Genomic DNA, 18940 nt, shown 5'->3' with positions numbered 1-18940 from the left:
CAACACCGATTATAACTCGGATGGTCGGTCGTTGCAACATGCATTATAACAGCTTCAGCCGACCTGCAGCAGTCTATCCATCAGCCGCTCCGCCGCTTCCGGGATGACGGTGCCAGGCGGGAAGATCTCCGCCGCCCCCGCCTGCATCACAGCGTCGTAATCTTGCGGCGGGATGACGCCGCCGGCAACGATCAGCATATCGTCGCGTCCGAGCTTCTTCAGCGCGTCCCTGAGTTCAGGAATGAGCGTCAAATGGCCCGCCGCCAGCGACGAGGCGCCGATGATATGAACGTCGTGCTCGACCGCCAGCCTGCCGATCTCGTCCGGCGTCTGGAACATCGGCCCGACGGTGACGTCGAAGCCGAGATCGGCAAAGGCGGTGGCGATCACCTTCTGGCCGCGATCATGGCCGTCCTGTCCCATCTTGGCGACGAGAATGCGTGGCTTGCCGCCGGACTTCTCCTCGAACGCCACGATCTTGTCCTGCAGCCGATCGACCACCGGATTGTCGCCGAGCGCCTTGCGATAGACGCCGGAGATCGTCTGGACCGAGGCGACATGGCGGCCGAAAACCTTTTCCAGCGCCAGCGAAATCTCGCCGACCGTGGCGTTGGCGCGCGCGGCGCGAATGGCGAACTCCAGCAGATTTTCGCCGCTCTCAGCAGCCCGGCTCAGCGCACTCAGTGCGCTCTCGACGGCGCCGACGTCGCGCGTGCCTTTCAGCCGCTGCAGTTTCGACAATTGCCGGGCTCTGACTCCGGCGTTGTCGATCTTCAGCACGTCGACTTTGATATCCGTCTCGGGACGATGGGCGTTGACGCCGACCAGGATCTGCTCGCCGGAATCGATCCGCGCCTGCGTACGCGCGGCGGCCTCTTCGATGCGCAGCTTCGGGATGTTTTTTTCGGTTGCGGCGGCCATGCCGCCAAGGCTCTCGACCTCTTCGATATGGGCAAGCGCGCGCGCCGCCAGGTCATGCGTCAGCCGTTCGAGATAGGCAGAGCCGCCCCACGGGTCGATGATGCGGGCGGTGCCAGATTCCTTTTGCAGGATGAGCTGCGTGTTGCGGGCGATGCGGGCTGAATGGTCGGTCGGCAGCGCCATCGCCTCGTCGAAGGAGTTGGTGTGCAGCGATTGCGTATGACCCTGCGTCGCCGCCATCGCCTCGATCATGGTACGGATGATGTTGTTGTAAGGGTCCTGCGCCGTTAGCGACCAGCCCGAAGTCTGGCAATGGGTGCGCAGCGACAACGAGCGCTCGTCCTTCGGCAAGAAGTTCTTCAGCATCAGGGTCGACCACAACAGGCGGGCTGCCCTCAGCTTGGCGACTTCCATGAAGAAGTTCATGCCGATCGCCCAGAAGAAGGAAAGGCGCGGCGCAAAACGGTCGATATCGAGACCCGCCGCGACACCGGCGCGGGCATATTCGATGCCATCGGCGATCGTGTAGGCGAGCTCGAGGTCGGCGGTCGCCCCTGCCTCCTGCATGTGATAGCCGGAGATCGAAATCGAATTGAACTTCGGCATGTGCTGCGACGTGTAGGAGAAGATGTCCGACACGATCCGCATCGAAGGTTTTGGCGGATAGATGTAGGTGTTGCGGACCATGAACTCTTTCAGAATATCGTTCTGAATGGTCCCGGCGAGGTCCTTTTGCGCAACGCCCTGTTCTTCCGCGGCGACGATATAGAGCGCCATGATCGGCAGCACCGCGCCGTTCATGGTCATCGACACCGTCATCTCGTCAAGCGGGATGCCGTCGAAGAGCTGGCGCATGTCGAGGATGGAATCGATGGCGACGCCGGCCATGCCGACATCACCGGCAACGCGCGGATGGTCGCTGTCGTAGCCGCGATGCGTGGCAAGGTCGAAAGCGACCGACAGTCCCTTCTGGCCGGCCGCGAGGTTGCGCCGATAAAAGGCGTTCGACTCTTCCGCCGTCGAGAAGCCGGCATATTGCCGGATCGTCCACGGCTGCTGGACATACATGGTTGGGTAGGGGCCGCGCACGAATGGCGGCAGGCCCGGATAAATGTCGAGATACGGCAACCCCTTGAGGTCGCCCTGGTTGTACACATGCTTGATGGCCAGTCCTTCCGGGGTCATCCGTTGGCCCTTGACCTCGATCGGCGCCCGGCGCGGCGCCGACCAGCCGATTTGGCTGAAATCCGGGATCATGATGCTGCTCCGATCGATTGATCGATACGGATCGGAAACAGCGGCTCGCACACCGCGACGCCCTCGGTGACCGCGGGCCGCCGCTCCGCCGCCAAGGTTTCGACCGGACGTTCGCTCTTCAACGGGTGAAGCGTCGTGCCGATGATGGCCCGCTCGCCCGCCTGATAGGCGGCATTGCGGCGGGCGGAGGCCGCCTGAACCCGTTTCTGGATATGTCCTTGCTGCAGACTGGACAGCACGCCGCCTTCCGCCTCGATCCGCTGGAATTCTTCCCAGGCCGCTTCGCAGAGTTCGGCAGTCAGCGCTTCAACGGCGCCCGAACCGCAAGCAGGGTCGGCGACATGATCGATATGGCTTTCGTTGGCCATGATCAGTTGAGTGTTGCGGGCGACACGGCGGGCAAAGCCCGCCGGGAGGCCATGCGCGATCGTATGCGGCAGGATGGAGACCGAGTCCGCCCCGCCGGCTGCCGCGGCAAAAGCGGCGATCGTGGTGCGCAGGATGTTCGTCTCCGGGTCCGCCGAAGTCATCATGCGGAACGATGTCTCGGCATGGATGTTGGCGGTGGAGGCGGAGATCGAGCATGCCTCCTGGACCCGCGCCCACAGCCTGCGCAGGGCCCTGATCTTGGCAATCGATACGAACTGGTCCTGGTCGACGCTCAGCGCAAAGCCGATATGGGGCGCCGCATAGACAAGCGGCTGGCGCGCCTCCTCAAACATCCGGAGATAGGAGACCGCCGAAGCCATCATGGTGCCCAGCTCCTGCGCTTCGGTGGCGCCGGCATTGTGGAAGACGCGTCCGTCTGCCTCCAGCAGGACCCCGGGCACGCCCATCGAGAAAAAGTGCGCCAGGGACTGCGGCATCGACGCCTGCAAGGCCTCGATCGACATGCGCAGCCGGCCGGTTCCGGCAAAGATCGCCGCCGGGTCGATACCGAAGGACAGGTTGAGCTTTGCCGGGTCTGACCGGCGCTTGCCCAAGAACGCAACCAGCCAGTCGGCCACCGCGCGGCTCCAGGGATGCGCGTCGATGCGGACCTGGATCCGGTTGAGCGGCACGCCGTCCAGCACGGTCTCCAGCGCCTCGGCAGTCCTCGGCAGGCCGTAGCCGAACGCATTCGGCGCGCCTTCGAAGACAAGCGACAGTCCGGTGGCGCCCTGTGCGACGTCCTCCAGGGCCTGGGCTTTGGCGCGGCCGACATCGGGGTCGTCGATACGCTGGCTGACGATCCAGGGCGATCCGGGATTTGCCCGCGCGAGAGGCTCTGCGGTGACCGAACGATCATAGAGTGGCTCGATGCGGATGCCATCGTCCGTATGGGATACGAGCTTTTCCTCGAAGGATCCGCCGGCCAGGGCTTTTTCCGCAAGGGCCAGCCACCGCTGCCGGTCAGGGTTCGGAAGTTCGGCATCGTGGTTCAAGGCACCGGCCATCCGCTCTCCTCGTCTTCTCGGCCGACAGGCCTGGAACGTCAGTCTACGGTTCCCCGTCGCATATCACAATGCAACACGCGTCCCGCGACGATGAACCGTCAACCGATTGCCAAACATGCGCAAAATCCGCAAGCTCCAAAAAGCCCAATTTCGACCATGGCCATTGTCGCTGCGCAATGGCGTCATTATACCTGCGCCGAGCCCCGTTACTTTCAATAGATCAGGGCATTCAACACTTCAGGTTTGCGGAGACCGAACACATGGCTGACGACACCAGTATTTTCATCGGAGCCAGCCGAACGCCTGATGACAGCTACCAGCGAGCCGAAACCCTGCTGCTTCAGTATGGCAATCGTCACGGCCTGGTCACCGGCGCGACCGGCACCGGCAAGACCGTGAGCTTGCAGATTCTGGCGGAAGGTTTCTCCAATGCCGGCGTGCCGGTCTTCTGCGCCGACATCAAGGGCGACCTGTCCGGTATCGCCATGATGGGCACGGCACAGGATTTTCTGGTCAAGCGCGCCGAGCAGGTCAAGCTCGATCCCTATGATTTCCAGGAATTTCCGGTCATCTTCTGGGATCTTTTCGGCGAGCAGGGCCATCCGATCCGCGCCACCGTCTCGGAAATGGGGCCGCTGCTTCTGTCGCGCCTGATGAACCTGTCCGAGGCGCAGGAAGGCATCATGAACATCGCCTTCCGCATCGCCGACGAGGAGGGCATGTTGCTGCTGGACCTGAAGGACCTGCAAGCGCTTCTTGCCAACATCGCCGAACGCGCCGAAGAAATCGGCGCTCGCTACGGCAATGTGACGAAACCTTCGGTTGGCGCAATCCAGCGCACGCTGCTGGTTCTGGAGCAGCAGGGCGCGACGAATTTCTTCGGCGAGCCGGCATTGCGGATCGCCGACATCATGCGCACCACCCGCGACGGGCGCGGCGCGATCAGCGTGCTGGCCGCCGACAAGCTGATGATGAATCCCCGGCTCTATGCGACATTCCTGTTGTGGCTGATGTCGGAACTGTTCGAGGAGCTGCCCGAAGTCGGCGATCCCGACAAGCCAAAGCTGGTCTTCTTCTTCGACGAGGCGCACCTTCTGTTCGACGACGCGCCTAAGGTGCTGATCGACCGGGTCGAACAGGTTGTCCGCCTGATCCGCTCGAAAGGCGTCGGCGTTTACTTCGTCACCCAGAATCCGCTGGATATCCCCGAAACGGTTCTGGCCCAGCTCGGCAACCGGGTGCAGCACGCCCTGCGCGCTTACACGCCGCGGGAGCAGAAGGCTGTGAAGACCGCCGCCGAGACGTTCAGGCCTAATCCCGACTTCGACTGTGCAACCGTGATCACGCAGCTCGGCACCGGCGAGGCGCTGGTGTCGACGCTGGAAGCCAAAGGTGTTCCGTCCATGGTCCAGCGGACGCTGGTTCGCCCGCCGTCGTCGCGACTTGGCCCGATCACGCCTGACGAGCGCCGCACGATGATCACCGAGAGCCCGGTTGCGGGACAGTACGATCAGACCGTCGATCGCGAATCGGCTTTCGAGATGCTGCAGAAAAAAGCCAAGGATGCGCTGGACGCGGAGGCGCAGCAGCAGGAGAGCGGCGGCTCGCGCTGGACCATTCCAGGCTTCGGCAATGACGATCCCGCCCGCCAGCCCACCGGCAGCAGGCGAGCACCGGCGCCGCGATCGTCCAATCGCCAGACGGTGGCAGAGGCGGCGATAAAATCGGTGGTTCGCTCGGTCGGCTCGTCGGTTGGACGGGCGATCGTGCGCGGCATCCTCGGCAGCTTGGCAAGGGGGCGGCGCTGAAAGCACCGCATCGGATCCAAAGTGGGCACCGGTTTTGCATGAATCCGATGCTCAGCGAAAAGCATCGGACCGGAAAATTGCGGCGCCGAAAGTCCGCCGCTCCAGCGCTTTCAACCAGCTCAGAAGATCGAGTCCGAGATCGCCCTTGCCGGGCCGAGCAGGATCGATCCTTCCGGGACGCCCGCATCGATTGGAATGGCTTTGCGGTCTGCCGTGGCAACCAGTTCCTGACCGACACCGGCGGTAACGACCACCGGCGTCTTGTTGGGCACACGGTCATAAAGGTCGATAATGTCCTGATTTATCAAGCGAACGCACCCAGATGACACCGATTTGCCTATGGAAAACCACTCCGGGGAGCCGTGCAGGCGGTAAAGCGTGTCCTCGTTGCCCTCGAAGAGATACAGCGCCCGCGCTCCGAGCGGGTTGGTGAGCCCGCCGGGCATGCCGCCATTCTCGGCGCTGTATTCTGCGAGCTCGGGCTGGCGGGCGATCATTTCGGCCGGCGGGGTCCATTTCGGCCACTTCTGCTTCCACTGGACGACGGCATCGCCAGACCATTCGAAACCGGCGCGACCCAGCCCGACACCATAACGAATGGCTTGTCCGCCTGGACGCACGAAATAGAGGTGGTGGCCGGCCGTATCGACGACGATGGTGCCGGGCGGCTGGCCGGTCGGATCGGGAACGATCTGACGCAGAAATTGCTCGTCGATTTTCTCGTAGGGTATGCCCGGCAGCTCGAATCCGCTGTCGCTGACCGGACCGTACATTGTTGCATAGTCCAGGAGTGGCGGCTCGACATTGGCTGGCGGCGGCGGCTCGACAGGCCGGCTTGCCGTCGTGGTGCAGGCGGAAACCGCAATCGAGGCGGCGCCGAGCGCAGCGGCGTTGAGAAAGCCGCGACGGCTCAGGCGATAGGAGTCGATTTCGGTTGTGAACATCGTTGCCTTTTTTAATTCTCATATCGAAACAAACATGAATATGCCAATCAGTACGGCGCGCCAGCCCTACCATTGCCTGGCGCGATAGGCGGTACCGATTCTGGCCTGACGGTGAACAAACAAAGGCAAAGCTGTGACGGTTCCGCCCCTGTTGCGCCGAGGCAACAGGCCCCACAGCGCCGCGCGTCGGTAAAGAACGCTGTAGCAGTTTTATTTTGCTCATGATCCTTTCCAAAAATCGATTCCGATTTGGCGTCATGCGTCAGCCTGCGGCGAGCAGGCCTTCGAGCGAGGGCAGGATCAGGGCCGGCGGAAAGTCCCGGTATTCCTCGGGCTGGTTGGAGCGGTTGATCCAGACAGTCCGGAAGCCGAATTTGGTGGCGCCGGCGACGTCCCAGCGGTTGGATGACTGAAACGACACCGCGCCCGGATAGAGACGCCAGCCTGTCGTGACCATGTCGTAGACCGACGGATCGGCCTTGAAGCGCTTGACGGCATCGACGGAATAGATGTCGTCCAGAAACTGGTCGAGCGCGGCCGATTTAACCGCCGCTTCCAGCATTTCAGGCGAGCCGTTGGAGAGGATCGCCAGCTTGGCGCCGGATGCTTTGAGCGCCTTGAGCACGGCCGGCACCTCCGGATAGCAGTCCAGCCGCCAATAGGCGTCGAGCAGCTTGGCCCTGAGCCCCTTGTCCGCGGAGGGAACCTTGCGCAGGGCGAAATCGAGCGCCTGCTCGGTGAGTTGCCAGAAGTCGGCGTAGGCGCCCATCAGCGTCCTCACCCAGGAATATTCCAGTTGCTTGGCCCGCCAGATCTCCGACAGGAGCTGGCCGTCTGGCCCGATCTGGTCGGCATGACGGCGCACGGCGGCATGGACATCGAACAGCGTGCCGTAGGCGTCGAAAACGTAAGCCGCATGGTGCATGGTGACAGTTTTGCGGCGAGGCAAGGCGAGGCGCAAGCACGGATTGCAATTCGCAGGCCGCTGGCCTTAACAAATCTCAGCCATATCAGTTGACGGCAGGCGCCAAAGCATCTTCCAATGGCAGACAGGACAGCTTTTTGAAACGCGGAACCAAGCGATGACACTGGCGGCTGCGGCGCAATCCGCGACATGGACCTTCGTGGATGGCGACTGGTACGAGGGCAACGTCGCCATTTTGGGGCCGCGCAGCCATGCCATGTGGCTCGGCACCAGCGTATTCGACGGCGCCCGCTGGTTCGAGGGTGTCGCCCCCGACCTCGACCGCCACGCCGCGAGGGTGAACGCTTCGGCAATCGCGCTTGGTCTCAAACCATCCATGAGCGCCGAAAAGATCGTCGGGCTGACCTGGGACGGGCTGAAGAAGTTCGACGGCAAGACGGCGGTCTACATAAGGCCGATGTACTGGGCCGAACATGGTGGCTATATGGGTGTGCCGGCAGATCCGGCCTCGACCCGCTTTTGCCTTTGCCTTTACGAATCGCCAATGATCTCGCCGGCGGGCTTTTCGGTCACCGTCTCGCCGTTCCGCCGCCCGACCATCGAAACCATGCCGACCAACGCCAAGGCCGGCTGCCTTTATCCCAATAACGGCCGTGCCATCCTTGAAGCCAAGATGCGCGGCTTCGACAACGCCCTGGTGCTCGACATGCTGGGCAATGTCGCCGAGACCGGAACCTCGAACATTTTCCTGGTCAAGGATGGCCATGTCCTGACGCCGGCGCCGAACGGCACGTTCTTGTCCGGCATCACCCGCTCGCGGACGATGACGCTGCTTGACGCGTATGGATTCAAGACCATCGAAAAGGCGCTGTCGGTGCGCGAGTTCCTCGAAGCGGACGAGATATTCTCGACGGGAAATCATTCGAAGGTCGTGCCGGTCACCCGCGTCGAGGATCGCAATCTCCAGCCCGGGCCGGTAGCCAAGAAGGCGCGCGAACTCTATTGGGATTGGGCGCATTCGACTTCGGCCGGCTGACTGGCAAAAAGGGGAACCGGCGCTTCATTCCGGAGTTGTTCCACACCAATCCAGACCTATGTTAGTCCGGTATCGACACCGGATTTTTCCACGAGGAGTACGACCGATGGCTTTTGAACTGCCCGCCTTGCCCTATGACTACGAGGCCTTGCAGCCTTACATGTCGAAGGAGACGCTGGAGTATCACCACGACAAGCACCACAAGGCCTATGTCGACAACGGCAACAAGCTGGCTGCCGAAGCCGGGCTCGGCGATTTGTCGGTCGAAGAGGTTGTCAAACAGTCCTTCGGCAAAAACCCCGGGCTCTTCAACAATGCCGGTCAGCATTACAATCACATCCATTTCTGGAAGTGGATGAAGAAGGGGGGCGGCGGCAACAAATTGCCGGGCGCGCTGCAAAAGGCGTTCGACAGCGATCTTGGCGGCTACGACAAGTTCAAGGCCGATTTCATCGCCGCCGGAACCACCCAGTTCGGTTCGGGCTGGGCCTGGGTTTCGGTCAAGGACGGCAAGCTGGCGATCTCGAAGACGCCGAACGGGGAGAACCCGCTGGTCCATGGTTCGACGCCGATCCTGGGCGTCGATGTCTGGGAGCACTCCTATTACATCGACTATCGCAACGCCCGGCCGAAATATCTTGAAGCCTTCGTCGACAGTCTCATCAACTGGGACCATGTCCTTGAGCTTTACGAAAAGGCATAGGCCTAACTGAGTTGCAGAAAAGCCCCGGCAAAACCGGGGCTTTTCTGTGTGTGGCAAAGGATCGGCCGCCATTTTCCAGCACAGAAATGACCGTCGCGAGAATTCACAGAAGCGTGAGGCGAATCTCCGGAATTTTCAAGCCGCTTTTGCCGTTATCGATCAGTCGGACCTTCACCCGAAACATGATCATCATGGAGCCAATTGAATGAGAAAGCTTATCCTCGCCATCTCGATGCTCGCCTTCACCGGTTCGGCGGCGTTTGCCGATCCGATCCAGGAGCGGCAGGCCCTGATGAAGGAACGTGGCAAGATCGCCGGCCAATTGTCGAAAGTCGTCAAGGGCGAGATCCCTTATGACGCAGCGGCCGTGCTGGCGGCGTTGAAGGCGCTGGAGGCCAACGCTGAGAAATTCCACGCAAACGTCGAAACTCTTTTCCCGGTTGGCAGCAACACCGGCGACACCACCGCTGCCCCCAAGATCTGGGAAGATATGGCCGGCTTCAAGGCGGTGGAAGAGAAATATCTCGCCGACGTCAAGGCTGCCGCGGCCGCCGCTCCTGCCGATGTCGATGCCTTGAAGGCGGGGTTCAACACCATAGGCGGCGACTGCGGCACCTGCCACCAGACATACAGGATAAAGAAGGGCTGATAGCGGGCGATGCGCCTGCTGAAAAAACTCGTCGGCGCCGCCCTCGTTCTGGGCGCCGCCGGCGCGGTCGCCGGCTGGTTCATGTCGGCGCCGGTCAGGCTCGACGCCGACACCCTGGCGCAGCTTGGCCCGGGCGATGCCGCCAGGGGCAAGCGCATTTTTTATGCAGGCGGCTGTACATCCTGTCATGCGAAGCCAGGCTCGCAAGGCAATGCCCGCCTTCAACTGGTCGGCGGTCTCGAACTCAGGACGCCGTTCGGCATCTTCGTGCCACCGAACATCTCTCAGGATGCCACGGACGGTATCGGCGCCTGGTCGGTCGAAGACCTCGCCAACGCCATGCTGAAGGGCGTTTCGCCGAGCGGCGAGCACTTTTATCCGGCGTTTCCCTATGCGTCCTACGCACGCATGAAGCCGGCCGACATCGCCGATCTTCATGCCTTCCTGAAAACGCTTCCGGCGGTCGCCGGCAAGGCGCCGCCCAATTCGCTGGGATTCCCGTTCAACATCCGTCGCGGCATCGGGCTGTGGAAACGTCTCTATTTGAGTGACCAGCCGGTGGTTTCCTTCCCCGATGGCACGCCGGATCCGGTGATGGCCGGCCGCTACCTGGTCGAAGGGCCGGGCCATTGCGGCGAATGCCACACGCCGCGTGATTTTGCTGGCGGCACCAGGAAGAGCCAGTGGCTGGCGGGTGCCGCGGCTGCCGAAGGCAGCGGCATCGTGCCGAACATCACCTCGGGCGAAGGCGGGCTCAGTGACTGGTCGGAGGCCGACATCGCCTACTTTCTCGAAACCGGCTTCACGCCCGATTTCGATTCGGTGGGCGGCGCCATGGTCGATGTGCAGAGAAACATGGCCGAGTTGACGCCCGAGGACCGGGCGGCGATATCAGCCTATCTGAAGGCCATACCGCCGCATCCCAACGGCTATCCGGCTCCCAAGCAGCCTTCGAACTGACGCAAAAACGGACGGGATGGCGGCGCGTCAGCGGTCGCCGAGGAAATCGAAACCGGTTTCGAAGAAATGATTGTAGTTGCAGGTCATTTCCTCGCCGGGCGCGATGTCGCGCGATGCATATGTCTCCTCGGGCGAGGAGACGTCGCAATTCGGATCATCGGCATGGTTCATGTAGCGGGCGTCGTCGGCTTCGAAGACGATGTAATTCGGGTCGCGCCGGTCGGGATAGGAATAGCGATCGAGATAAGCTTTGATCGGCCCGGTTTCGCGCTCATAGACCTCGACAGGGATGCGCCGGTCGTAATTGGGATCGAGCTTCCAAACCAGTGTGCCGCGGGGAATGTGGTTCTTGGCAAAGACACCGATGCCCTGGATGGGCGATTTGTCGAGGTAGACGTCGACGAGCAACATGGCGGACCCTTGACGTGACTGGATGATTTTGGGTGGCGCGGCTGCGAAAAGCCGCGCATTGGGTAGCGCGCGGCCATTGCAATTGCGAGCGGAAAATCGACCAGGCCCTGAGCCGAATCGGAATCGATTCCCCGCTGGGGATCGTGCGCAAGATCAAGTTCCTACAGCGCCGTTTGCGAGTCCAAAAGGATGGGCGGCGCTGTGGTGGCAAGGTCGGCCTTGCCCGCCACCTTCAGCGCAAACGCATAGGTGAAGGCGATTTCCTCGAGCCTGGAAAACCGGCCGGATGCGCCGGCATGACCGGAGTCCATATTGATATTGAACAGCACCGGATTGTCGCCGATCTTGCGGTCGCGCAGCCGCGCCACCCACTTGGCCGGCTCCCAATAGGTGACACGCGGGTCGGTGAGGCCGGCAAGCGCCAGGATCGGCGGATAGTCGAGCGCGGCGACATTGTCATAGGGCGAGTAGGCGGCGATCGTTCGGTAGTCCTCCTCCGAGGCGATCGGATTGCCCCATTCGGGCCATTCCGGCGGCGTCAGCGGCAAGGTCGCGTCGAGCATGGTGGTGAGCACGTCGACGAACGGAACCTCGGCGACAATACCGCCGAAGCATTCCGGCGCCATATTCGCGACGGCGCCCATCAGCAGGCCGCCGGCCGAGCCGCCCTGTGCGACGATGCGGTCATGTTGCGTATAGCGTTCGGCGACGAGATGGTGGGCGGCTGCGATGAAATCGGTGAACGTGTTCATTTTGTGCGCCCGCTTGCCGTCGTCGTACCAGCCATAGCCCTTGTCCTTGCCGCCGCGGACATGGGCGATCGCGTAGACGAAGCCACGGTCGACCAGCGATAACAAATTGGTGTTAAAGGCGGCCGGGACCGTGATGCCGTAGGAGCCGTAGCCGTAAAGCAGGCAAGGCGCTGACCCGTCGAGCGGCGTGTCGCGATGGTGAATGAGCGAGATCGGCACCAGTTCGCCGTCGGCTGCGGGCGCCATCAGCCGCCGCGTGACGTAATGGTCCGGGTCGTGGCCGGACGGAACTTCCTGGGTCTTCAGCAGCACGCGCTCGCGGGTCCGCATATTGTAGTCGAAGACCTGCGCCGGCGTTGTCATGGACGAGTAGGAAAAGCGCATGATCTCGGTATCGTATTCATAGGATCCCGACAGGCCGAGCGAGAAGGCTTCCTCGTCGAAGGAGATGAGGTGTTCCTCGCCGCTGTTGCGGTCATGCACGACGATTCGCGGCAGGCCTTCCTTGCGTTCAAGCCTTACCATGTGGTCCTTGAAGCCGATCACCGAAAGGATCAGCCGGCCCGCCTCGTGCGGCACCAGCTCCTGCCAGTTGGCGCGCACCGGGTCGCTCGCCGGCGCGGTCATAATCTTGAAATCCTTGGCGCCGTCGGCGTTGGTGAGAATGAAGAAGACATCGCCGCCTTCTTCGAGGTCGTATTGCAGGCCGGTCTCGCGCGGAGCAACCAGCTTCGGTTCGGCGAACGGCTCGCTGGCGCTCATGATGCGATATTCCGAGGTCTCGTGGTCGTTGATGCCAACCATGATCCACTCGTTGGAGCGTGTGCCGCCGACATTCATGAAGAAACCTGGATCGGTTTCTTCGTAGATCAGCCGGTCGTTCTCGGGACTGTCGCCAAGGGCATGGAACAGCACCTTGGAAGGACGGTGGTTGGGATCGAGGCGGGTGTAGAAAAATCCGTCATTTCCGGCATCCCACACGCCGCCGCCACCGGTATCCGGAATCCTGTCCGCCAGATCGTTGCCGTCGGCGAGATCGCGGACGCGAAGCGTGTAGAATTCGGAACCCTTGTCGTCGAAGGCCCAGAGAAGCTTGCGGTGGTCGGTCGAATGGTCGACACCGCCGAGGCGGAAATAGGCCTTGCCTTCGGCCTCGAGATCGCCGTCGAGCAGGATCTCTTGGTCGCCGCCCTCGCGTGGCGTGCGGAAATAACGCGGTTGCTCGCCGCCAAGCTTGAAAGATGACCCATAGGCGTACCGCCCATCCTTCATCGGCACGGACGAATCGTCCTCCTTGATGCGGCCCTTCATCTCCTTGAAAAGCTGCTTCCGCACTTGGGCGGTGTCGGCCATGAGCGCTGCCTGATAGGCGTTCTCGGCTTCGAGATGGGCGCGGATCTGGGCGTCGAGCAGCGACGGATCCCTGAACATCTCTTGCCAGTTGTTGGCTCTCAGCCAGGCATAGTCGTCGGTCCGCGTCACTCCATGATGCAGATCGAAGACCGGTCGCTTCTCTGGTTGCGGCGGGCTGACAGTTGGAAATGCTGGGGTTCGGGTCATTGCGTCTCGCTGTGGAAGTTACTTGTATGGAGAATGAACACGCCGATCAGCGCAGGTTCAAGAGCCGGAGTATATGTTTGCGCCGGCTCCAGGAGATGAGCCGGAGGAGAGGGAAAAATGAAGTTTCGTTTTCACGCTGCTGCGGCTTTCGCCGTCGCTTCGACAGTCTTGGCCTTCACCGGCCCATCTCTCATGCAACCGTGTTCGCAGCTTGGCAAGTGACCAATGTTCCGTTTGGCGACACGCTCAACGTGCGCAAGTATCCGGCGGGATCGTCCCAGAAGCAGGCCGCCTATCCCAACGGTGCTGTTTTGCAGATGACCGGGAGATGCACCGGCGGCATAAACCTGCTCGAGATCGTCAAGCAGCCGGTTTCGAAACAGGAACAGGAGGTCCGCTATCGCTGGTGCGAAGTCTGGCACGATCCGGCACAGAACGGCAATTTCGTCACCGGCTGGGTCTACGGAAAATACATCACCCCACATTGATGGATCGGTGCCGGTTCCGCGGTGCTGATTTCCGGCTTGCTTGCAAACAGCAAATCGCAACCTATGGTTTTGTGGACTCTGAAAACAACCAGATAGCCTGCACCACAACCAAGCATAGCCAAGCATTGAGATTTTTTTACTGGCGCTAATGGATGTAAAGGGAGCTCGACCGGGTGTCCGCCGCTGCTGGTCTGGCCAGAAAAAATCGCAAAGTCACAGAGTGCACGAAAGATTGAAGCTGATCGTCGAATATTTTATTGCCGTCGATGAATACAGCGCAAGAAGCGAATTGACTTACTTGGTTTAGTGGCTCATTAGGATGCTGCGGCGCGAATCGCAGAGGCTCTTTCCTGCAAAAATTTCGCGCGATGCCCGACCTATCAAAAATAGGGCGCAGATAGAAACAACTCACGTTGGGGCCAAGAAGCCATGGATATTATCGAAACACCTTCCAGAAATAGTGATGCGCTGATCGAATTGACGGCCGACGTCGTGGCCGCCTATGTCAGCAACAACCCGGTGCCGGTCGGCGAGCTGCCGAGCCTCATCGCCGATGTCCATGCCGCCCTCGGGCGTGTGGGCGGGGCCAGTGAACAGCCTCCTGCCGACAAGCAGAAGCCGGCAGTAAACCCGAAACGCTCCGTCCATGACGACTACATCGTCTGTCTTGAAGACGGCAAGAAGTTCAAGTCGCTGAAGCGTCACTTGATGACCCACTACGGTCTGACGCCCGACGAGTATCGTGAAAAATGGGGCCTGGACGCAAGCTACCCGATGGTTGCTCCCAACTATGCTGCCGCCCGCTCACAGCTCGCCAAGAAGATGGGTCTCGGCCGTAAGCGCAAGGGGCGCTGATACCGGCTCTCTTCCCAACCTGGGTTAGATGATCAACGGCGCCTCCGGGCGCCGTTTTGCTCTTGGGGCGATGCTGGAGCAATCGATATGCGTTGCCACAAGTGCAGCTCCGGTCATGTCGGGCCATCGCGCGCTGTTCGTCTGATCAGGCGGTCTGCCTCAAGGCCGCCTCAGCGTCGCGCTTGATGCGCTTGACCATGGATCGAAGACCATTGGCGCGTTGCGGCGACAGGTGTTCGTCGAGGCCAAGTGCCTTCAGCGTGGCTTCCGCGTCGGTTTTCTGGATCTCGCTGGCGGGTCGTCTGGAAAACAGCGCCAGCATGATAGCGACGAGGCCGCGCACAATATGGGCGTCCGAATCGCCGGCGAAGGTGACGATTGGGTCGGGACCTGGTCCATACTCGGTGGTCAGCCAGACCTGGCTGACGCAGCCAGGCACCTTGTTGGCAGGGTTGCGTTCCTCATCGGGAAATGGCGGCAGGGCCTCGCCCAGTTCGATCACATAGCGATAGCGGTCTTCCCACTCGTCAAGCAGGGAGAAGTCGTCGCGGATCGTTTGGATCGTCGTGGTCATAACCCCGGATATAGTCATCCGGCGATGCCGCGTCACGGAAAAAGAGGAAAACACCATAGGCGTATAATGCATGTCGCGCAAAAGCATGCCCTCGGGTCAGGCCCTGGGCCTGACCCGAGGGCCTGACCCGAGGGTGTGCGGCGGTTTTGCGATAACGACATGCATAAAACAACAACCTAAAGCGCGTCGCGTGAGGCCGGTCAAATGCGACGCGCTTTAGGGGCGGATGGCCTGCGGTGCTGTGACAGATGCGCTGAAAAATATCTCAGTTTTTCGCCGGCAACTCGACTTTCGCCGGCAAGTGGACTTTCGCCGGCAAGACGATGTCTTCGGGCACGCTGCCGGTCGTTGTCGCGGTGTCGGGTTCGGCGGTCTTGTCGTCCAACATGGCGGCCGCGATCTTGGCTGTCTCCTTGGCCCGGGCGGTGATCGTGTGCATTGCGGACTTGCCGGTTTCGCAGACGTCGGGCTTGCGCTCGCATATGCCGGCAATGTCGCCGACGGCTTCGCGTGCCGCAAACAACGCCTGGATCGGCCCGACGCTTTGGTGGCCTGTCTCGTCGGAGCCGACATTCAGCGGCAGTGCCAGAAGCACCAGCGAAAACCAGAAAGCCATTCTGATCAGAAAGCCCATCTGTATGCCCTCATTCGTGACCGGATCATGCGTTCGTGCGACATGGCCTCTTTATGGGTGCGATAGTGGCATAGACGCGCAAAGGACGGCTTGCCTGGTCAGAGAAAATTTTCCTCAAATTTTAGGCAAATTCGAAACGCAGCATTTTGCAATGGATTTGTCTCAAATCCAGCCGATTTTCTTCACTTAAGGTTAACCATCTATCCACCTGTTTTCCATAGGTATTTTTTAGAAGAGCGGCGTGCCGGGGGCGCTTGTCAGAGCCGAAAAGACGGTTCGCCCGGATAACGCTCCATTTACTATCGCTGCAATTGCCAAGGTTTGGCCGCGCCGGCCTCCCAATATCTGCCTCAGGCCGGGCATTGATCGGTCCTGCCTTATCCATTCCTTAAACGCTGGATGCGAGTTTCAGATCAACAAAAGCAATCTGCGAAGCAAGGCTGTTCACGACCAAATGCGAGTGCGTTGAGTTGAGTTCGATAAGGGCCAGATACGTTGAGTTGCCCGGCGCGATGGCAGCCGGTTGCGAACGTATGGTCCATCCGTCGATCCTCGGACAGAACGACCGCCGGTGCCAGAGGCGGTTTATCGGTGTCATGCTGGCCGCTCCGTTCTTTGCCGCAGGCGCAGCAGTCACGCTGGTCACCTCGGGCATGGGCGTGGCCGTGACCATGGCTGCGATCTTTGCGACGTTCGGCCTCTGCTGGTTTGCTGCCTTGCTGGTGGCAGCATCGGGCAAGATGGCGTTCGCCGGCCAGGTCGCCCTGGTGATGGGCAGTCTTGCTCTTGCCGGTGTCATTGCCGCGGCGGGCGGGATGGCCTCGCCGGTCGCCATGCTTGTTGTGGCGCTGCCGTTCGAAGCCTGGTGGATCGGCGCGTCTCGTCGCGCTGCACTCTGGGGTGCCGTATCCGCATTTGTCGCTATCCTGCTGCAGGCTTTTGCCGGTTCTGTCTTTCCGTTCGGCCCGGCGGTAACAGCCGCTTGGCATTGGCTGCTGCCGCTGGCCTGGGCGCTCACCCTCGTTCCCCGCGTCGCAGCGCTTGGCAGCCCGGCCGGCGCGCAGCTTGATCCGGCGACCGATGATCGGCTCGAGAACATCATCGACGCCGTTGTCCTGCGGGCCGGCAGGCATGGCGAGGTTCTGGATGCGTCGGCAAAGGCGCGCACGATCCTGAAGCTGCAGCCGGAGCTGCTGTTCGGTGCCGGCCTGTTCGACCGTATCCATCTGTCCGATCGCGTCGCATACCTCAGCGCGCTGGCCGACATGCGCGATGGCGCGCCGGTGCGCCGGCTGGATCTTCGCGTCCGGCTGCCGCAAAACGGCAATGGCCCAACGGCAGACAATTACCGGCCGTTTTCGCTTGAACTGGCGCGGGGGGAAGAGCAGCAGGACGTCCTCACGTTGGTCCTGCGTGAAAACCACGAACTCGCCGGCTTGCGCGAAGAGCTTGCCGCTGCGAAAGAGGCGGCCGCGTCTGCCGAAGTGGCAAAGGGACGGTTTCTGGCGGTCGTCAGCCACGAGCTGCGCACGCCGTTGAACGCCATCATCGGTTTTTCCGACATGCTGCTGCATGAGATGTTCGGCACCTTCAAGGATCCGCGCCAGAAGGAATATGTCGGCCTGGTCAAGGAGTCCGGCCAGCATTTGCTTGCCATCGTCACCTCGATACTCGACGTATCGAGGATCGAAGCCGGCGCCTACGCAACCGAGCCGGAACCATTCCGTTTCGTGGAAGCGGTCGAAATGTGCCAGTCGATGATGAGCTTGCAGGCCGAGGCAAAGAACATCGATCTACAGGCCCAGATCGCACCGGATGCAGGCGAGATAAACGCCGACCGTCGTGCCGTGCAGCAGATACTCATCAACCTCGTCTCCAACGCCATCAAGTTCACGCCCGATGGCGGCGATGTCGTCGTCGGCGCCAAGCGGATCGGCTCGCGACTGCATTTCTGGGTCAGGGACACCGGCATCGGCATCGCCGAGGAAGACTTTGCCAATCTCGGCAAGCCGTTCATGCAGATCCAGAACGACTATACGCGCCGCTTCGAGGGGACCGGGCTCGGCCTGTCGCTGGTGAAGGGTCTGGTGGCGCTGCACGAGGGCACGATGTCGATCGAAAGCATGCCGGGGGAGGGCACTACGGTCACGATCAGCTTGCCGGTGAACGGACCGAAAGGACGTTCGAATGACAAGCCCGGCGTACTGCCGATACCTGCGGCCAAGGCGGAGACGAAAGGGGACAGGCATGGCTCGCTCCGCAAAACAGCCTAAGGCGGTCAAGCGCCGCGGCAATGCCTTCCAACGCAGCGCGCTCGCCGTCGGCAGCCAGATTTCACGCAATCCGGTTCTGGTTGGCGGTTCGACCGCCTTCCTGGTGACGCTGTTCTACGTCTCGGCGAACGCTTTGTGGTATCAGCCTTTTCCTCATGCCGGCGCTTTTTTTGCGACCAGGAGCATGGAGGGCTTTCCTCGAGCAGGCGCCGACGAGCCTGAAACCACCATCAACATCGTGCGGCCGGACCCGGCCCCGATCAAGAGCGATCCGGTTGTCGAGCGGGTCCAGGGCATATTGCAGGATCTCGATTTCTATTCCGGCACCGTCGACGGTATTTCCGGCCCCAACACGCGTAAGGCCATCCAAGCCTATCAGCAGAAGGTCGGGCTTAACGCTTCCGGCGAGATCGACAGCGTTCTGCTCGATCAACTGGGCGCCACGCCAACCGCCTCGACGGTCGTGCCGCATCCGGCACCCCGCCCGGGCGACATGGCTGCGATTCCCGTTTCCGCTTCGGCGCCGGCAGATGCGCCGGCGCAGACACCCGACGCCCGCATCATCAAGATCCAGGCCGGGTTGAAGGCATTCGGCAATGACGACATGCAGCTCGATGGCGTGGTCGGGGCCCGCACCAAGGCAGCGATCAGGGAGTTCCAGTCGCTGTTTGGTTTGCCTGAGACCGGCGAGCCCGACGAAGTCGTCTACGTCAAGATGCGAGAGATCGGCCTGACCAACTGATGGTCGGAGGGC

The 18940-nt window shown here is 61.5% G+C and carries 17 protein-coding genes; 9 read left to right on the top strand and 8 right to left on the bottom strand.

Going from position 1 to position 18940, the window contains the following annotated elements:
- Positions 1–54: 54 nt before the first annotated feature.
- Positions 55–2178 (bottom strand): methylmalonyl-CoA mutase, encoded by a 2124-nt coding sequence (scpA, locus tag NMG80_RS05490; protein WP_254017202.1) that lies wholly within the window; start codon positions 2176–2178, stop codon positions 55–57.
- On the bottom strand, positions 2175–3614 hold the full coding sequence (locus NMG80_RS05485) for a methylmalonyl-CoA mutase subunit beta (RefSeq protein WP_254017201.1): 1440 nt from the start codon (positions 3612–3614) through the stop codon (positions 2175–2177). The genes scpA and NMG80_RS05485 overlap by 4 nt, the downstream gene beginning before the upstream one ends.
- Before the next feature lie 260 nt (positions 3615–3874).
- Here NMG80_RS05485 and NMG80_RS05480 point away from each other — a divergent pair, with 260 nt between their 5' ends.
- Positions 3875–5422 carry a helicase HerA-like C-terminal domain-containing protein gene (locus NMG80_RS05480; protein ID WP_254017200.1) on the top strand — a complete coding sequence of 516 codons (1548 nt, stop codon included), beginning with the start codon at positions 3875–3877 and terminating at the stop codon, positions 5420–5422.
- Positions 5423–5541: 119 nt separating this feature from the next.
- On the opposite strand, the gene NMG80_RS05475 is transcribed toward NMG80_RS05480, so the two are convergent.
- Entirely contained in the window at positions 5542–6366 is an 825-nt protein-coding gene (locus tag NMG80_RS05475; RefSeq protein ID WP_254017199.1) for a L,D-transpeptidase, read from the bottom strand.
- A gap of 262 nt (positions 6367–6628) precedes the next feature.
- Positions 6629–7291 (bottom strand): haloacid dehalogenase type II, encoded by a 663-nt coding sequence (locus NMG80_RS05470; RefSeq protein WP_254017198.1) that lies wholly within the window; start codon positions 7289–7291, stop codon positions 6629–6631.
- A 157-nt stretch (positions 7292–7448) separates the two neighbouring features.
- Here NMG80_RS05470 and NMG80_RS05465 point away from each other — a divergent pair, with 157 nt between their 5' ends.
- From NMG80_RS05465 to NMG80_RS05450, 4 genes are all read left to right on the top strand, one after another.
- Entirely contained in the window at positions 7449–8327 is an 879-nt protein-coding gene (locus NMG80_RS05465) for a branched-chain amino acid aminotransferase (RefSeq protein ID WP_254017197.1), read from the top strand.
- 106 nt (positions 8328–8433) lie between these two features.
- Entirely contained in the window at positions 8434–9030 is a 597-nt protein-coding gene (locus NMG80_RS05460; RefSeq protein ID WP_254017196.1) for a superoxide dismutase, read from the top strand.
- A gap of 205 nt (positions 9031–9235) precedes the next feature.
- A complete protein-coding gene (locus NMG80_RS05455; protein ID WP_254017195.1) occupies positions 9236–9679 on the top strand; it encodes a c-type cytochrome in 444 nt (147 codons plus the stop codon).
- Positions 9680–9688: 9 nt separating this feature from the next.
- The gene (locus tag NMG80_RS05450) at positions 9689–10639 is read left to right on the top strand and encodes a cytochrome c (RefSeq protein WP_254017194.1); all 951 of its coding nucleotides are present in this window, start codon (positions 9689–9691) and stop codon (positions 10637–10639) included.
- A gap of 27 nt (positions 10640–10666) precedes the next feature.
- Here the strand turns inward: NMG80_RS05450 and NMG80_RS05445 are convergent, their stop codons facing one another.
- Positions 10667–11050 (bottom strand): SET domain-containing protein, encoded by a 384-nt coding sequence (locus NMG80_RS05445; protein WP_254017193.1) that lies wholly within the window; start codon positions 11048–11050, stop codon positions 10667–10669.
- A gap of 161 nt (positions 11051–11211) precedes the next feature.
- A complete protein-coding gene (locus NMG80_RS05440) occupies positions 11212–13362 on the bottom strand; it encodes a S9 family peptidase (protein ID WP_254017192.1) in 2151 nt (716 codons plus the stop codon).
- 218 nt (positions 13363–13580) lie between these two features.
- On the opposite strand from NMG80_RS05440, the gene NMG80_RS05435 reads away from it, so the two are divergent.
- Positions 13581–13850, top strand: a complete 270-nt coding sequence (locus NMG80_RS05435; RefSeq protein ID WP_367185925.1) for an SH3 domain-containing protein — start codon at positions 13581–13583, stop codon at positions 13848–13850.
- 429 nt (positions 13851–14279) lie between these two features.
- Entirely contained in the window at positions 14280–14705 is a 426-nt protein-coding gene (locus NMG80_RS05430; protein WP_023800837.1) for a Ros/MucR family transcriptional regulator, read from the top strand.
- Between the two features lie 145 nt (positions 14706–14850).
- Here NMG80_RS05430 and NMG80_RS05425 read toward each other — a convergent pair whose 3' ends face one another.
- Both NMG80_RS05425 and NMG80_RS05420 read right to left on the bottom strand, forming a co-directional pair.
- Positions 14851–15279, bottom strand: coding sequence for a SufE family protein (locus NMG80_RS05425; RefSeq protein ID WP_254017191.1), 429 nt, complete (start codon positions 15277–15279; stop codon positions 14851–14853).
- Between the two features lie 265 nt (positions 15280–15544).
- Positions 15545–15913 (bottom strand): DUF5330 domain-containing protein, encoded by a 369-nt coding sequence (locus NMG80_RS05420; protein WP_128342660.1) that lies wholly within the window; start codon positions 15911–15913, stop codon positions 15545–15547.
- A 533-nt stretch (positions 15914–16446) separates the two neighbouring features.
- Here NMG80_RS05420 and NMG80_RS05415 point away from each other — a divergent pair.
- Both NMG80_RS05415 and NMG80_RS05410 read left to right on the top strand, forming a co-directional pair.
- On the top strand, positions 16447–18186 hold the full coding sequence (locus tag NMG80_RS05415) for an ATP-binding protein (protein WP_254017190.1): 1740 nt from the start codon (positions 16447–16449) through the stop codon (positions 18184–18186).
- A complete protein-coding gene (locus tag NMG80_RS05410) occupies positions 18161–18928 on the top strand; it encodes a peptidoglycan-binding domain-containing protein (protein WP_254017189.1) in 768 nt (255 codons plus the stop codon). The genes NMG80_RS05415 and NMG80_RS05410 overlap by 26 nt, the downstream gene beginning before the upstream one ends.
- Positions 18929–18940 lie beyond the last annotated feature (12 nt).

Source organism: Mesorhizobium escarrei, assembly GCF_935825525.1.
GTDB lineage: Bacteria > Pseudomonadota > Alphaproteobacteria > Rhizobiales > Rhizobiaceae > Mesorhizobium > Mesorhizobium escarrei.
Note: the sequence above shows the minus strand (reverse complement) of the source record. Positions and strands in the feature narration are given on the sequence as shown.

Bases quoted from the DNA above. Each gene is read 5' to 3' on its own strand.
- NMG80_RS05455 (WP_254017195.1), top strand. From the start codon at position 9,236: ATGAGAAAGCTTATCCTCGCCATCTCGATGCTCGCCTTCACCGGTTCG.
- NMG80_RS05440 (WP_254017192.1), bottom strand. From the start codon at position 13,362: ATGACCCGAACCCCAGCATTTCCAACTGTCAGCCCGCCGCAACCAGAG.
- NMG80_RS05480 (WP_254017200.1), top strand. From the start codon at position 3,875: ATGGCTGACGACACCAGTATTTTCATCGGAGCCAGCCGAACGCCTGAT.
- NMG80_RS05410 (WP_254017189.1), top strand. From the start codon at position 18,161: ATGGCTCGCTCCGCAAAACAGCCTAAGGCGGTCAAGCGCCGCGGCAAT.
- NMG80_RS05465 (WP_254017197.1), top strand. From the start codon at position 7,449: ATGACACTGGCGGCTGCGGCGCAATCCGCGACATGGACCTTCGTGGAT.
- NMG80_RS05460 (WP_254017196.1), top strand. From the start codon at position 8,434: ATGGCTTTTGAACTGCCCGCCTTGCCCTATGACTACGAGGCCTTGCAG.
- scpA (WP_254017202.1), bottom strand. From the start codon at position 2,178: ATGATCCCGGATTTCAGCCAAATCGGCTGGTCGGCGCCGCGCCGGGCG.
- NMG80_RS05450 (WP_254017194.1), top strand. From the start codon at position 9,689: ATGCGCCTGCTGAAAAAACTCGTCGGCGCCGCCCTCGTTCTGGGCGCC.
- NMG80_RS05445 (WP_254017193.1), bottom strand. From the start codon at position 11,050: ATGTTGCTCGTCGACGTCTACCTCGACAAATCGCCCATCCAGGGCATC.
- NMG80_RS05470 (WP_254017198.1), bottom strand. From the start codon at position 7,291: ATGCACCATGCGGCTTACGTTTTCGACGCCTACGGCACGCTGTTCGAT.
- NMG80_RS05430 (WP_023800837.1), top strand. From the start codon at position 14,280: ATGGATATTATCGAAACACCTTCCAGAAATAGTGATGCGCTGATCGAA.
- NMG80_RS05485 (WP_254017201.1), bottom strand. From the start codon at position 3,614: ATGGCCGGTGCCTTGAACCACGATGCCGAACTTCCGAACCCTGACCGG.
- NMG80_RS05475 (WP_254017199.1), bottom strand. From the start codon at position 6,366: ATGTTCACAACCGAAATCGACTCCTATCGCCTGAGCCGTCGCGGCTTT.
- NMG80_RS05420 (WP_128342660.1), bottom strand. From the start codon at position 15,913: ATGGGCTTTCTGATCAGAATGGCTTTCTGGTTTTCGCTGGTGCTTCTG.
- NMG80_RS05425 (WP_254017191.1), bottom strand. From the start codon at position 15,279: ATGACCACGACGATCCAAACGATCCGCGACGACTTCTCCCTGCTTGAC.
- NMG80_RS05415 (WP_254017190.1), top strand. From the start codon at position 16,447: ATGGTCCATCCGTCGATCCTCGGACAGAACGACCGCCGGTGCCAGAGG.